Here is a 14,377-nt window from a genome sequence, read left to right on the forward strand (position 1 = left end):
GTGCGGGGCATCCGGGTTCCGCTATAATTCCTGGTTGGTCCAACCCTTAACGGTCCCCAGGTCATGTCCCAGGCCACCCAGAAAATCGGTTTCGTCAGCCTCGGCTGCCCCAAGGCCCTGGTCGACTCCGAGCGCATCCTCACCCAGCTCAAGGTCGAGGGCTACGAGATCGTGCCCAGCTACGGCGCGGCCGATGCGGTGGTGGTCAACACCTGCGGCTTTATCGATGCGGCCGTGCAGGAGTCGCTGGATGCGATCGGCGAGGCGCTGCACGAGAACGGCAAGGTGATCGTCACCGGCTGCCTGGGCAAGCGCTCGGAGCTGATCCGCGAAGCGTATCCGGAGGTGCTGGCGATCACCGGCCCGCAGGACTACGCCAGCGTGATGAGCGCGGTGCACTCGGCGCTGCCGCCGAAGCGCAATCGGCTGTTGGACATCATTCCGGATACGGGCGTCAAGCTGACGCCGAAGCACTACGCGTACCTGAAGATTTCCGAAGGCTGCAACCACCGCTGCAGCTTCTGCATCATCCCCTCGATGCGCGGCGACCTGGTCTCGCGTCCGGTCGACGAAGTGCTGGTCGAAGCGGAGCGCCTGGTGAAGGGCGGGGTGAAGGAACTGCTGGTGATCTCGCAGGACACCAGCGCCTATGGCGTCGACCTGAAGTACGCCGAGCGCCAGTGGCGCGACAAGAGCTACCGCACGCGCATGACCGAGCTGTGCGATGGCCTGTCGGAGCTGGGCGTGTGGACGCGCCTGCACTATGTCTACCCGTATCCGCACGTCGACGAAGTGATGTCGCTGATGGCCGACGGCAAGCTGCTGCCGTACCTGGACATCCCGTTCCAGCACGCCAGCCCGCGCATCCTCAAGCTGATGAAGCGCCCGGGCAACATCGACAAGACGCTGGAACGCATCCGCAACTGGCGCAAGGCGGTGCCGGAGCTGACCATCCGCAGCACCTTCATCGTCGGCTTCCCCGGCGAGACGGATGCGGAATTCGAGGAACTGCTGGACTTCCTGCGCGAGGCTGAGCTGGATCGCGTCGGCGCGTTCGCCTATTCGCCGGTGGACGGCGCCAAGGCCAACGAGCTGCCGGGCGCGGTGTCCGAGGAGTTGAAGGAAGACCGCCTGGAGCAGTTCATGGCGGTGCAGGCGGAGATCTCGGCGGCCAAGCTGCAGCGCAAGATCGGCCGCACCATCAAGGTGCTGGTCGACGAGGCGGACGCGCAGGGCGCCATCGCGCGTTCCGCGGCGGATGCACCGGAGATCGACGGCGTGGTGCGCATCGCCCACGACCCATCGAAGCCGGGCCAGTTGCTGAAGCCGGGCCAGTTCGTCGAGGTGGTGGTCGAAGCCGCGGACGAACACGACCTGCACGCGCGCCTCGCCGGCTGAGAGTTCTTTATGCGCTACGTGGCGCCCGCGCGCAGCTCGGTCGACCCGGCCGTGTTCGAGCGGCCGCCGCTGGCGGCATGGAACGAATACGCCGCGTTGCTGCGCGGCGAGCACTGGCCCACCGTTAAAACGCTCGATGCGCTGCTGCCGCTCGCACAGCGCGAACGCTTCGTGGCGCAGACGCGCGCCGTGCTGGACGACGGCCTGCACTACGAGCAGCGCATCCATGCGCACGGCGCGATCGCCACCCGCGAAGCCAACTGGCACGACCTGTTCAATGCGCTGGCCTGGCTGCGCTATCCGGCGATCAAGCGCGCGCTGAACGCGCAGCAGGTGGCGGAGATCGCGCTGATGGGGCCGAGCACCCGCTCGCGGCCGCAATACGCGATGACGCATTTCGACGAAGCGGGCGTGCTGGTCGCGGTGCGCGATCCCGCGCTGCTGGCGCTATGGGATGCGCACGACTGGCATGGCCTGTTCTGGCGCCGTCGCGAGGCCTGGCTGGACGGTTCGATCCATGCCGAGGTGTTCGGCCATGCACTGCTGGAGCACGCGCTGACGGAGGGCAAGCTGCTGGTCGGCAAGGCGCTGGTGTTTGCGTGCGCCGCCGGGGATGACCCCGCCGGGGATGACGCCTCGGTGACGGCGCGCTGCGCGGCCGGCATCGCCGATGGCAGCCTGCTGCGCGATCCGCTGCAGCTGCGCCCGCTGCCCCTGTCCGGCATCCCCGGCTGGCATCCGGACAATGGCGCCGAGGCCTTCCACCGCGATGCCGAGTGTTACCAGCCCCTGCGCGAGGGGCGCAGCTATCCGCCGCCGGTGCCGGACATCGCGTCCCCGCGGTCATGAATGGTCGCGGCAATTGCCGAAGCGGGGGTTTCGCGGCTATATAAACGCCGGGGCAAATCGGGGCGGTTCTTATGGAAGCGAGAACGTCAGGGCGATCGCGCGGCTGGCTGCGCCGGATCGGTGGATGGGCGCTGGCGCTGGCCTGCGGGCCGCCGATGGCGGCGCTGGCGGCCGAGGCGGTCGAGCCGATCCGCTTCGGCATCCTGCCGATCGGCAGCGCGGCGGAGTCGCGCGAACAATGGCGCCCGCTGCTGGCGGACCTGGAAAAGCGCCTGGGCCATCCGATCACCACCGTCTCGGTGAGCAGCTACGCCGGCCTGTCCGGCGCGATCGGCGAGCAGCGCGTGGATATCGCTTTCCTGTCCGGCCGCCTGGCGGTCGAAGCGGTATTGCGCCAGCACATGAGCGTGTTCGCGCAGTTCGAGCGCAGCGACGGCGCCAAGGGCAATGTGGCCTTGCTGGTGGTGCGCGCGGACGGTCCGATCCACGACCTGACCGGCCTGCTCGCGCATCCCGGGCGCTGGCGCTACGCGCGCGGCGAACCTTTGTCGGTGACCGGCTATGTCGCGCCCGAGGCCGAGGTGTTCGCACCACGCGGACTCAACTCGGACACTTTCTTCGGCCGCGTGCGCGTAGGCAATCACCAGAACAACGCACTGGCCGTGGTCAACGGCGAAGTGGATGTGTCCAGCGGCAACAACCCGGATCTGGATCTGTTCCGGCGCAACTTTCCCGAGCAGGCCGCGCAGCTGAAGGTGATCTGGCGCTCCAGCCTGATTCCCTCCGGCGTGCTGGTAGTGCGTGCGGGCATGCCGCCGGCGCTGCGCAAGCAGCTGACCGATTTCATGCTGGGCTACGGCAAGGGCGGCGGCGCCACGGGCGAGCGCGAACGCGACAATCTCGCGCGCATTCCGGACCTAGCCGGCTTCGTGCCGGCCAACAGCCTGGTGCTGCGTCCGTTCTCGGATATGGAATACACCTTGCAGCGGCAGCAGGCCCAGCATGGGCGCTGGGTCAGCGATGCGGCGCGCGACGCGCGGCTGCGGCAGATCGAAGTCGACCACAACCAGGTGGTGCAGGAGTTGCAGGCGCATTAGCCGGCGCTGGGAAAAGCATCCGCGTAGGTTGGGGTGAGCGTAGCGAACCCCAGCGTGCGCACCATCATTCGCCGCCGATGTTGGGGTTCGCCTTCGGCTCACCCCAACCTACAGCCCGCCTGGGCAGGTGCGGTTCATGCTCGGTCGGTAGGGTGGGGCGTTCATGCCACCAGGAGATCTCGCATGACTCACTCCCACGCCCGCCGTCGCGGCGCTTCCATGCGCTGGCTGTTCGCGCTCTCGCTGATGGGCGCCGCCGCGTTGTCGCCGCTGACGGCCGCAGCGCAGGCCAGTCCCCGCCCGCAAGCCGCCCCGCAGCCGCAAGCGGCGCCCCCGGCGCAGGGCAGCGGCCCGGAATTGCCGGCCGCGGATCAGCTGGCGATCAAGAACTACACCCTCAACGAAGACGTGCTCGGCCGCCTGATGGCGGTGACCAAGGAAGCGCGCGCGCAGAACATCCGTCCGCAGCCGGCGCCCGATCCTTCCAAGGTGCGCAACCTGGACGATCTGGCCAACTACGCGGTCGGCGGCGATACCAAGCTCGCGCCGCTGGTGCAGAAGCACGGCTTCACGCCGCGCGATTTCCTGCTGGCCAACCTGGCGCTGATGAATGCGGCGCTGGCGGTGCAGGCACGCAGCGATCCCAACCTGGCCAAGACCGTCGACCAGTCGAAGGTCAACCCGGCGAACGTGGCGTTCTTCGAATCGCACCAGCAGCAGATTGCGGCGCAGATGAGCGCAGGGGCGAAGTAAGTAACGCGCCCTGGCAAGAAGCCGTCATTCCGGCGCAGGCCGGAATGACGAAGGTGTGGGAGCGCGGCCAACTCTGGTCCGCTCAGTACTCCACCGACACGATCGCAAAGCGCGTGCGGCCGCCCGGCAATTCCGCATCGAATTCGTCGTCCACGCGTTTCTTCAGCGCCGCCCGCGCCATCGGCGAATCGATGCTGATCCAGCCTGCCCTGGCATCGGTCTCGTCGGGGCCGACGATGCGGTAGATCACGGTGTCGCCGCTGTCGACATTCTCCAGCTCGATCCGCGCGCCGAAGAACACCAGCGCGCGATCCGCCGGTGCGCCTTCGGCCACCTTCAGCGACGGAATCCGCTTGCTCAGGTAACGCACGCGGCGATCGATCTCGCCGAGCTGCTTCTTGCGGTAGGTGTATTCGGCATTCTCGGAGCGGTCGCCCTCGGCCGCGGCGGCGGCGAGCGCCTTGACCACCTCCGGGCGCAGCGTGTGCCAGAGATGGTCCAGTTCGGTCTTGAGCTTCTCGAAACCTTCGCGGGTGATGATCGCGGTCGAGGAAGGAGAGGGTGGTCGCCAGCGGCTCATCGGGTTTGAGGGGTATCCAGCAGTTGTCGTTCGAGCGCGAGCAGGTCCGCGTGCACCGGATGATCCGGAAAGGCGGCGATCAGCTTGCGCACCAGCACCAGCGCTTCGGCCGGCTGATCGAGCCGCAGGCCGAGCTGCTGCGCGGCGAGCAGGCCGATGCGCGGCGCTTCCGGCGTGCGCGCCCACTTGGAAAGATAGCCCTGGCACAGCTTCACCGCGAGCCGGCTCATGCCCATGCGCGCAGCCAGTTCGGCGAGCGGGCCGGCGGTGGCCGGATCGTCGGGCAGGAAGGCCGGGTCGAGCTCCATGCATTCCTGCACCAGGCCCAGCGCGCGCTTGCCCTCGTTATTGGCCAGCAGCGCCGCGGTCCAGATCTGCCCGTGCACCAGCAAGGCATCGCGCAGCCCTTCCTGGCGCAGCAGCTGGCGATAGGCCAGGTGCAGCGGGGCCGGCGCGCTGCGGTCCTGCAGGCGCGCCACCAGCATGTCGATCGCGGCGCGCGGCTGTTCCGCGGCACGCTCTTGCACGGCGGCGAGCAGCAGGGTGTCCTCGTCCTGGCCGCTGTCGGCGACCAGGCGATGGGCCTCCGGCGCCATGCCGAACTGCTCGTGCCGCTCGTGGATCATCGCGCCCATCAGATGGAAGCCGAGCACGATCAGATAGGTGTAGGCGAACGAATACAGCGGCAGCGCCAGCAGCCGCGGCAAGGCGCCGGTGGCTGCCGCGGCGAGGACGATCAGCACCGCCACGATCAGGTTGATCGCCACCGGAATCAGATAGGCCACGCCGAAACCGGCCATCACGCGGAAGATCTGCAGCGGATTCAGCGCATCGGCGAGATTGCCCTCGAACGCCAGCGTCATGTCGATCGCCGGCAGGATCAGCGCCGACCCCAGCAGGATCGGCCACAAAGCATGCGGAAAGAACACGGCCGAGACCACGCACAACGCGGCGAGCAGGAAATGAATCGCCACCAGCGCCCAGCCGGAGGATTCATTGCCGCCCAGGCTGACGTCCGGCGGATCGGCGAAACCGTTCGCCGTATGCAGCATGCAATCGGAGGCATAGCGCCAGGTCGCCGCCCACACCGCCAGCGTGCCGATGGTGCCGAGCAGGGTCGGCAGCAGGCCGATGTAATGCGCCAGCGCCAGGGCCACGCAACTGGCGAGCGCGGCGCCGCGCAGCGGATAGGCGAACGCCGCGGGCAGGCGTTCGGCGAAGGGTTTGTCGGCGGCGACGGTGGAGATCTTGGGCATCGGCTTAGCGCTTGCCGCCGAAGATGCTGCCCAGCACGCCGCGCACGATCTGCGTGCCCAGCCGCGAACCGATGCTGCGCGTGGCCGACTTGGCCATCGCCTCGATCACGCCCTGGCGGCGGCCGCTGCCCAGCAGCACGTCGCGCACGGTGTCACCCCAGCCGGGCCCCTGGTTGCCCGCGGGCGCATCCTTGCCGGGCGCCGTGGCGGACGCGACTTTTTCGCCGGCGCGCGCGGCCAGCAGCTCCGCCGCGGATTCGCGGTTCACCGCGGTGTCGTACTTGCCGCCCACCGGCGAGCGCTGGCGCACGGTGGCGCGTTCGGCTTCGGTGATCGCGCCGATGCGCGCGGTGGGCGAGGTCACCAGCACCTGTTCCACCGGCGAGGGCACGCCGCCGTCGCGCAGGGTGGAGGCCAGCGCTTCGCCGACGGCGAGCTTGGTGATCGCGTCGGTGACGTCGAGCTTGGGATTGGCCGCGAAGGTCTCGGCCGCGGCCCTCACGGCTTTCTGGTCGCGCGGCGTGAATGCGCGCAGCGCGTGCTGCACGCGGTTGCCGAGCTGGCCGAGGATGGTGCTCGGCACGTCGTCCGGATTCTGCGAGCAGAAATACACGCCGACGCCCTTGGAGCGGATCAGGCGCACCACCTGTTCCACGCGCTGCAGCAGCGCGGCCGGCGCGTCGTCGAACAGCAGGTGCGCTTCGTCGAAGAAGAACACCATCTTCGGCTGGTCGAGATCGCCCACTTCCGGCAACTGCTCGAACAGCTCCGACAGCAGCCACAGCAGGAAGGTGGAATACAGGCGCGGCTTGAGGATCAGCTGATCGGCGGCCAGCACGTTGATCACGCCGCGGCCGCTCATGTCCTGGCGCATCAGGTCGGCCAGTTCCAGCGCCGGTTCGCCGAAGAACTGGTCGGCGCCGTCCTGTTCCAGCTTCAGCACCGCGCGCTGGATCGCCGCGATGCTTTGCGTGCTGATCAGGCCGACCTGGGTGGAGATGTCCTTGGCGTGTTCGGCGGCGTGGCCGAGCAGGGCGCGCAGGTCGGCCAGGTCGAGCAGCAGCCAGCCGTTGTCGTCGGCGACCTTGAAGATCACTTCGAGCACGCCTTCCTGGGTGTCGTTCAATTCCAGGATGCGGCCGAGCAGGGTGGGGCCCATCTCGCTGATGGTGGCGCGCACGGGATGGCCGAGCTTGCCGTAGATGTCCCAGAAGATCACCGGATTGGCCTGCGGCTTCCAGTCCTTCAGCTCGAGCTTGGCAAGACGCGCCTTGAGCTTGTCGCCCGGCTCGCCGGCCGCCATCGCCAGGCCGGCGAGATCGCCCTTGGCATCGGCCAGGAAGCAGGGCACGCCGAGTCGCGAGAAACCTTCGGCCAGCACCATCAGCGAGACCGATTTGCCGGTGCCGGTAGCGCCGGCGATCATCCCGTGCCGGTTGCCGTAGTGCGGGTCGAGGTTGACGGTGGCGCTGTCGTTGCGGCCGATAAGGATGTCAGTCATGAGGGTCCGTCCGAGAGAGGCGCCGCGATTGTAGCCTCGCGTGAAGACGGAATAATCAGTTGAGCCCGATGCTTGCGGCGGCTATTGTCGACGTTTTCGACACGCGACTTTCCTCATGCCGGCAACTGCTTCCGTTCGCGCCCTGCGCCTGCTTCCGCTCTTCGCGGCGTTCACGGCGCTGGCTGGATGCGCGAGCGGTGGCGGCAGCAAGGCGCCGCCGCCGTCGGCACAGGTCAATGCGCTGTACGCGCAGCTCGACCAGGCCAGCAAGGGCTACGACACGGCGCTGCAGCAGGCGCGCGCCGGCGATGCGCAGGCCTCGCAGCAGACGCTGTCGACCTCGCTGGAACAGCTCAAGCGCGCCTCGGCGCAGTGCGGCAGCAGCCCGGGCTGCGATCCGCAGCGCTTCTTCGCGGTGTACGACCGCCTGCTGCGCCTGAAGGACGGCAGCTTCTCGCTGGGCGACGAGGTGGAAGTCAGCGGCGAGCAGACCTCCGAGGGCAGCGCCACCGCCGGCAAGACTGGCGCGGCCAGCCTGCCGCAGGCGCAGCGCAGCGTGACCCTGCTGCACGGCCAGAAGCTGTCCGAGCTGATCGCCATGAACGGGCCGGTGAAGGCGGCGCTGGAGATGTGGCTGACCCAGTGGCGCTCCAACCTGATGGACGCCTACGTCAACTACCAGTACATGCGCTACCAGATGTGGCCGGCCTACCAGAGCCGCGACCTGCCCGAAGCGGTGCTGTTCGGCATCATGGCCAAGGAATCCGGCGGCAAGGTGCATGCGGTGTCGCGCTCCGGTGCGGCGGGCCCGCTGCAATTCATGTACGCCACCGGCCTGCGCTTCGGCCTCAGCAGCGACGGCGGCTTCGACGAGCGCTTCGATCCGGCGCTGGCCGCGCGCGCCAATGCCGAATACCTGGACGAGCAGCTCGGCATCTTCAACAACAACCTCGAAGTGACCCTGGCCGCCTACAACGGCGGCGAGGGCCGCATGCGCCGGCTGGTCGGCGACGACACCGCGGTGAGCTTCTACGACCCGCGCATCTACAACCAGTTGTCGCAGGAAACCCGCGACTACGTGCCGGCGGTGCTGGCGGCGGCCTGGCTGTTCCTGCATCCGGACAGCTACAACCTGCGCTTCCCCAAGGTCGACGGCGTGCCGGGCAGCGTGATGCTGAAGCGGCCGGCCTCGCTGAGCGAGTTGACCGTATGCCTGGGTTCGGCCGGCGGCATGGAGAGCGGCTGGTTCCGCACGTTGCGCAATCTCAACCCGCGGGTGGATCCGCAAGCGTCGCTGCCGCCGGGCACCAAGCTGGTGGTGCCGAAGCTGATCGAGCCGTCCTATGCGGCGCGCTGCGCGGACGGTCCGTGGCCGATCCTGGCCAACGACCTGCATACCGCGGTGGTGCCGGTGATCGCTTCGGCGCCCGACCCGGCGCCGTCGCGCGCGTCCCCGGGGAAGTCGCGCAGCTATACGGTGAAGCGCGGCGACACCCTGGCCGGCATCGTGCGCAAGCTCGGCTGCTCGGACGTGCAGGAAGTGGCCCAGCTCAACGGCATCAGGCAGCAGCACATCAAGCCGGGGCAGACGCTGAAGTTGCCGGCCTGCCGCTGAGTCGGGCGTAGGTTGGGGTGAGCCGCAGGCGAACCCCAACGATGCCGGGCGTCCGATGTTGGGGTTCGCCTGCGGCTCACCCCAACCTACGCCGGTCGTGTTTTACGCCGCGGCCAGGCTGTTGCCGCGCGCTGGCGTCTCGGCGCCGCTGCGGTGGGCTTCCTTCAGCCCGTGCAGCACCTTCAGCAGGTGCCGGTGCTGCAGTTGCAGCTTGAGGTGCGGGGAATCCTTGGTCTCGTGGTACGCCACCGCCAGCCACAGCGCGACGCCGCGGATGGCGACCTCGGCATTGTCCGAGCGGGCACGGGCGTAGCCGACGTCGGTGCCTTCGCCCCAGGGCAGGTAGCGCTGGTCCGGCGAGGTGCCGTACAGATGGGGGAATTCGCTGCGCGAGGCCTGGCCGATCTCGCGGAGGGTCAGCGTGCCGAGCTGGACACGGATGCGGCGGGGCAGGCTGTTGACGATGCGCTCGATCTCGCGGAACTGTCGGCCCAGTTGCCGGGAGCGGCTCAGGGCGATGATCTGACTGACGATGCGCATGCGTTTCCTCCGGTCGCGGATTCGGGGTGCAGCGCGTCCACGCGCTGCGGCGAATACCGGGGAGGATAGCGACGCCGCGCCTCGCCTTGCGCCAAAAAAGTCACAAAACGACGAAAAGCGTCACTCGAATATGTGAGTCAGTTCGTACAGCGACCGAGACGCTGCCCCACCTGCACCACCTGCTGCGGCTGCAGTTCGTCGAACTCCGCCATGCCGTCCGGCAGCAGCAGGATCACCGTCGAGCCCATGTTGAAGCGCGCCATCTCGCCGCAACGTTCCAGTGAAATGTTCTGGCCGGCGAAGGACTTGCGGCGGATCGCCGATGCATACGGCGGGATCACCAGGCCGTCCCACACGGTGGCCACCGAGGACACCAGGATCGCGCCCACCATCACCGCCACGAACGGGCCGCGCTCGCTCTCGAAGTGGCAGACCAGGCGCTCGTTGCGTGCGAACAGGCGCGGGATCGCCTCCACCGCGAACGGCGCCACGCTGAAGATGCGCCCCGGCACGTGCACGGTTTCCTTCAGCGTGCCGGCCAGCGGCATGTGCACGCGGTGGTAGTCGCGCGGCGACAGATAGATGGTGGCGAAGCGGCCGTTGCGGTACGGCGCGGCAGCGGCCTCGTCGCCGAGCAGTTCGGCGGCGGTGTATTCCTGGCCCTTGGCCTGGAAGATGCGCCCGTCGACGATGCGGCCGGACTGGCTGATGCGCCCGTCGGCCGGGCTGAGCAGGGCCAGCGGGTCGGCGTCGGCGCGGCGCGCGTCGGGCCGCAGCTTGCGGGTGAAGAAGGCATTGAAGTGCTGGTAGGCGAACGGATCCGGCTGGGCGGCCTGGGCCATGTCGACCTGGTAGCGGCGCACGATCTGCCCGATCAGGAAGTTCTTCCACGGCGCGAACGTCCAGCGCGTGGCCCAGTAGACCACCCGCGACAGCGCACGATGGGGCAGCAGGTATTGCAGGAGTACGTTGAAAGTCATCCGGCCAGTATATCGGGCAGCCACACCTTTCCCGCCAGCTTGCTTTGCCCCGGCCTGGGCCAGACGGCGAGCCCCAGCGGCTATACTTGGCGATCCTCCAGCCGCAGACCCGGGCCGCCGTGACCGCCGAACTCGCCTCCATCATCGATTTCATCCGCTACGGCGCCAGCCGCTTCTCGGCCGCCGGGCTGACCTTCGGCCACAGCCACGACAACCCGATCGACGAGGCCACCCACCTGGTGCTGGCCAGCCTGCACCTGCCGCCGGACATCCCGCCGGCCTACGGCGCCGGCAAGCTCACCGCCGGGGAGCGCGAGCGCGTGCTGGCGCTGATCGAGCGGCGTGTCAACGAGCGCCTGCCGGTGGCTTACCTGGTCGGCGAAACCTGGTTCGCCGGCCTGAAGTTCAAGAGCGACCGCCGCGCCCTGGTGCCGCGCTCGCCGATCGCCGAGCTGATCGAGTCCGGCTTCCAGCCCTGGCTGGAGCATCGCCACGTCGAGCGCGCGCTGGACCTGTGCACGGGCTCCGGCTGCATCGGCATCGCCATGGCCGAATACAACCCGGAGTGGCAGGTCGACATCGTCGACATCAGCGACGAGGCGCTGTCGCTGGCGCGCGAGAACATCGTGTTCCAGCACGTCGAACGCCGCGTCGAGGCGGTCAAGTCCGACCTGTTCGAGGGTCTGAAGGGCCGCCGCTACGAGCTGATCGTGTCCAACCCGCCCTACGTCACCGAGGCCGAATACGCCGCGCTGCCGGGCGAGTACAGCCACGAGCCCAAGCTCGGCCTCACCTCCGGCGCGGACGGCCTGGACCTGTGCCTGCGCATGCTGGACGAAGCCGCCGGCTACCTCAGCGAGGACGGCCTGCTGATCGTCGAGGTGGGCGAGAGCGAGCACGCGCTGGCCGAGCTGCTGCCGGAAGTCCCGTTCGTGTGGATCGAATTCAAGGTCGGCGCGATGGGCGTGTTCGCGCTGGAGCGCCGCGACCTGATCGAGCATGCCGAGGTCATTCGCGCCGCTGCGCGGGCGCGCCACGGCTGAGCCGGTGGAACTGCTGACGCCGCGCCTGCGCCTGGATGCGTTGACGCCCGGCGATGCCGCGGCGCTGTTCGCCTATCGCGGCGATCCCCAGGTGGCCCGCTACCAGGGCTGGCAACCCGCCGCGCTGGACGAGGCGGCGGACTGGATCGAGGCGCTGGCGCTCGAGCCGGCCCCGGGCCACTGGTGGCAGCGCGCCATCCGCCTGCGCGAAAGCGGCGCATTGATCGGCGACCTGGGGCTGGGCCTGCCCGCCGACGACAAGACGGGTGTCGAACTGGGCATCACTATCGCCCCGGCCTGGCAGGGCCAGGGCTACGCCGGCGAAGCGCTGCGCGCCGCGCTGGACTGGGCCTTCGCCCGCGGCGCCAACCGCGCTACCGCCTCGGTCGATCCGCGCAACACCGCCAGCGTGGCGCTGCTGTGCTCGCTGGGCATGCGCCAGGAAGCGCACTTCCGCGAAAGCTGCTGGCTGCGCGGCGAATGGGCCGACGACCTGGTGTTCGCGTTGCTGGCGCGTGAATGGCGCGCTGACACAGACCCGGCCGCCCGCACGCGCTAAGCTTGAGCGGTTAGCCCCCTGGAAAAGCCCGCCCCGTGTCCAGCAATTCCTTCGGCAAGATCTTCACCGTCACCACCTTCGGCGAAAGCCACGGTCCGGCCATCGGCTGCGTGATCGACGGCTGCCCACCGGGGCTGGCCATCGAAGAGAGCGAGTTCCGCACTGATCTCGACCGCCGCGCCACCGGCAAGAGCCGGCACACCTCGCAGCGGCGCGAGGCGGACGAGGTGGAGCTTCTGTCCGGCGTCTACCAGGGCCGCACCACCGGCACCCCGATCGCGCTGCTGATCCGCAACACCGATCAGCGCAGCAAGGACTACGGCGACATCGTCGACACCTTCCGTCCCGGCCACGCCGATTACAGCTACTGGCAGAAATACGGCATCCGCGATCCGCGCGGCGGCGGCCGTTCGTCCGCGCGCGAAACCACCATGCGCGTGGCCGCCGCGGTGATCGCCAAGAAATGGCTGGCCGAGCGCCACGGCGTGCGCGTGCGCGGCTACCTCGCGCAGCTGGGCGAGATCGCGCCGAAGGGTTTCGAATGGGATGCGGTGGAAGCCAATCCGTTCTTCTGGCCGCATGCCGCGCAGGTGCCGGCGCTGGAGAAAGCCATGGACGCGCTGCGCAAGTCCGGCGACTCGGTCGGTGCGCGCGTCAACGTGGTGGCCGACGGCGTGCCGCCGGGCTGGGGCGAGCCGATCTACGGCAAGCTGGACGGCGACCTCGCTGCCGCGCTGATGTCGATCAATGCGGTGAAGGGCGTGGAGATCGGCGACGGCTTCGCCGCGGTAGCCCAGCACGGCAGCGAGCATCGCGACCAGATGAGCCCGGCCGGCTTCGCCTCCAACCATGCCGGCGGCATCCTGGGCGGCATCAGCACGGGGCAGGCGGTGATCGCTTCGATCGCGCTGAAACCGACCTCGAGCATCTTGATTCCCGGCCACAGCGTGAACCTGGCCGGCGAGCCGGTCGAGGTGGTCACCAAGGGCCGCCACGATCCCTGCGTGGGCATCCGCGCCACGCCGATCGCCGAGGCCATGATGGCCCTGGTGTTGATGGACCACGCCTTGCGCCATCGCGCCCAGTGCGGCGACGTGGGCGAGGTGAGTCCGCGCCTGGCATGAATCCACGGTGCGGCACGACGTAAGTTGAGTACATGAGCGCAAGACAGAAAGTGTGGGTGTCGCGCCCCTTGTTCCCCGAAGTGCTGGCGCGCCTGTCCGAATATCTCGACGTGCAGGCCGAGGCGCTGGAGCGCCGGCACGCGCCGGAAGAACTGCGCCAGCACCTGGCCGGCGTGGACGCGGCGATCATCGGCCTGGCCGACCCGGTCGGCGCCGCCGTGGTGGAGGGCAACCGCCGCCTGCGCGTGATCTCCAACCTGGCGGTCGGCTACAACAACCTCGACGTGCCCGCGCTGACCCGCGCCGGCATCCTCGCCTGCAACACCCCGGACGTGCTCAACGAAACCGTGGCCGACTACGCCTGGGCGCTGATGCTGGGCGCCGCGCGCCGCATCGGCGCGGCCGAGCGCTGGCTGCGCGCGGGGCAGTGGCGGGGCAGCATGCGCTTCGACGACTGGCTGGGCCTGGACGTGCACGGCAAGACGCTGGGCATCCTCGGCATGGGCCGGATCGGCCAGGCCATCGCGCGCCGCGCGGCCGGTTTCGACATGCAGGTGCTCTATCACAACCGCTCGCGCCTGCCCGAACCGCTGGAGCGCGAATGCCGCGCCAGCCTGGTGGACAAGGCCGAGCTGCTGCGCCGGGCCGATCACCTGATCCTGGTGCTGCCGTACTCGCGCGAAAGCCACCACGCCATCGGCGCGGCGGAACTGGCGCTGATGAAACCCACCGCGGTGCTGGTGAACGTGGCCCGCGGCGGCATCGTCGACGACGCGGCGCTGGCCGCCGCGCTGCGCGAGGGGCGGCTGGCGGCCGCGGGGCTGGATGTGTTCGAGGGCGAGCCGGCGCTGCACGCGGACCTGCTGCGCCTGGAGAATGTCCTGTTGAGCCCGCACATCGCCAGCGCCGGCGCGGATACGCGCCGCGCCATGGCCGAACTGGCGGCGGATAATGTGCTGGCTGCGCTGGGCCACGGACCGCGTGCCGGGCGTCCGCCGGCGCCGCTCAATCCCGAAGTGATGAAACGCTGGTCTTAAAAAGCTGCTGTTTCAAAGCGTGATGCCATTCACGCCCAGACAGAT

At 68.9% G+C, this 14,377-nt stretch carries 14 protein-coding genes; 9 read left to right on the plus strand and 5 right to left on the minus strand.

The genetic code is table 11. The features are described 5' to 3' along the window. Nucleotides 1-63 precede the first annotated feature (63 nt). The 4 genes from rimO (at nt 64) to AB4083_RS01480 (ending at nt 4,097) form a co-directional block, all read left to right on the plus strand. A complete protein-coding gene (rimO, locus tag AB4083_RS01465; protein ID WP_441605978.1) occupies nt 64-1,398 on the plus strand; it encodes a 30S ribosomal protein S12 methylthiotransferase RimO in 1,335 nt (444 codons plus the stop codon). Between the two features lie 9 nt (nt 1,399-1,407). Continuing rightward, nucleotides 1,408-2,247, plus strand: a complete 840-nt coding sequence (locus AB4083_RS01470) for a DUF3025 domain-containing protein (protein ID WP_441605979.1) — start codon at nt 1,408-1,410, stop codon at nt 2,245-2,247. A 71-nt stretch (nt 2,248-2,318) separates the two neighbouring features. Next, a complete protein-coding gene (phnD, locus tag AB4083_RS01475; RefSeq protein ID WP_441605980.1) occupies nt 2,319-3,344 on the plus strand; it encodes a phosphate/phosphite/phosphonate ABC transporter substrate-binding protein in 1,026 nt (341 codons plus the stop codon). 183 nt (nt 3,345-3,527) lie between these two features. Continuing rightward, on the plus strand, nt 3,528-4,097 hold the full coding sequence (locus AB4083_RS01480) for a hypothetical protein (protein WP_441605981.1): 570 nt from the start codon (nt 3,528-3,530) through the stop codon (nt 4,095-4,097). Between the two features lie 82 nt (nt 4,098-4,179). Here AB4083_RS01480 and greB read toward each other — a convergent pair whose 3' ends face one another. From greB to AB4083_RS01495, 3 genes are read right to left on the minus strand one after another with little or no spacing between them, the layout of a single operon-like run. Then, nucleotides 4,180-4,677: a transcription elongation factor GreB gene (gene greB / locus AB4083_RS01485; RefSeq protein ID WP_441605982.1), complete on the minus strand. Its 498-nt coding sequence runs from the start codon at nt 4,675-4,677 to the stop codon at nt 4,180-4,182. Further along, nucleotides 4,674-5,933, minus strand: a complete 1,260-nt coding sequence (locus AB4083_RS01490; RefSeq protein ID WP_441605983.1) for a hypothetical protein — start codon at nt 5,931-5,933, stop codon at nt 4,674-4,676. The genes greB and AB4083_RS01490 overlap by 4 nt, the downstream gene beginning before the upstream one ends. 4 nt (nt 5,934-5,937) lie before the next feature. Beyond that, on the minus strand, nt 5,938-7,434 hold the full coding sequence (locus tag AB4083_RS01495) for a helicase HerA-like domain-containing protein (RefSeq protein ID WP_441605984.1): 1,497 nt from the start codon (nt 7,432-7,434) through the stop codon (nt 5,938-5,940). Nucleotides 7,435-7,549: 115 nt separating this feature from the next. Here AB4083_RS01495 and AB4083_RS01500 point away from each other — a divergent pair, with 115 nt between their 5' ends. Beyond that, entirely contained in the window at nt 7,550-9,049 is a 1,500-nt protein-coding gene (locus tag AB4083_RS01500) for a transglycosylase SLT domain-containing protein (RefSeq protein WP_441605985.1), read from the plus strand. 102 nt (nt 9,050-9,151) lie between these two features. Here the strand turns inward: AB4083_RS01500 and AB4083_RS01505 are convergent, their stop codons facing one another. Beyond that, the gene (locus AB4083_RS01505; protein ID WP_441605986.1) at nt 9,152-9,589 is read right to left on the minus strand and encodes a hypothetical protein; all 438 of its coding nucleotides are present in this window, start codon (nt 9,587-9,589) and stop codon (nt 9,152-9,154) included. Between the two features lie 137 nt (nt 9,590-9,726). After that, nucleotides 9,727-10,569 carry an archaetidylserine decarboxylase gene (asd, locus tag AB4083_RS01510; protein ID WP_441605987.1) on the minus strand — a complete coding sequence of 281 codons (843 nt, stop codon included), beginning with the start codon at nt 10,567-10,569 and terminating at the stop codon, nt 9,727-9,729. 119 nt (nt 10,570-10,688) lie between these two features. On the opposite strand from asd, the gene prmB reads away from it, so the two are divergent. The 4 genes from prmB to AB4083_RS01530 are packed head-to-tail and all read left to right on the plus strand — an operon-like array spanning nt 10,689 to nt 14,332. Beyond that, complete coding sequence (gene prmB, locus AB4083_RS01515; protein WP_441606461.1) at nt 10,689-11,612, plus strand: 50S ribosomal protein L3 N(5)-glutamine methyltransferase; 924 nt, start codon at nt 10,689-10,691, stop codon at nt 11,610-11,612. After that, nucleotides 11,569-12,171 carry a GNAT family N-acetyltransferase gene (locus AB4083_RS01520; RefSeq protein ID WP_441605988.1) on the plus strand — a complete coding sequence of 201 codons (603 nt, stop codon included), beginning with the start codon at nt 11,569-11,571 and terminating at the stop codon, nt 12,169-12,171. The genes prmB and AB4083_RS01520 overlap by 44 nt, the downstream gene beginning before the upstream one ends. 35 nt (nt 12,172-12,206) lie before the next feature. Then, nucleotides 12,207-13,295 (plus strand): chorismate synthase, encoded by a 1,089-nt coding sequence (gene aroC / locus AB4083_RS01525; RefSeq protein WP_441605989.1) that lies wholly within the window; start codon nt 12,207-12,209, stop codon nt 13,293-13,295. Nucleotides 13,296-13,327: 32 nt separating this feature from the next. Next, entirely contained in the window at nt 13,328-14,332 is a 1,005-nt protein-coding gene (locus tag AB4083_RS01530; RefSeq protein WP_441605990.1) for a 2-hydroxyacid dehydrogenase, read from the plus strand. The last annotated feature ends 45 nt before the right edge of the window (nt 14,333-14,377 follow it).

It is taken from the genome of Dyella sp. 2RAB6 (genome assembly GCF_052115385.1).
GTDB lineage: Bacteria > Pseudomonadota > Gammaproteobacteria > Xanthomonadales > Rhodanobacteraceae > Dyella_D.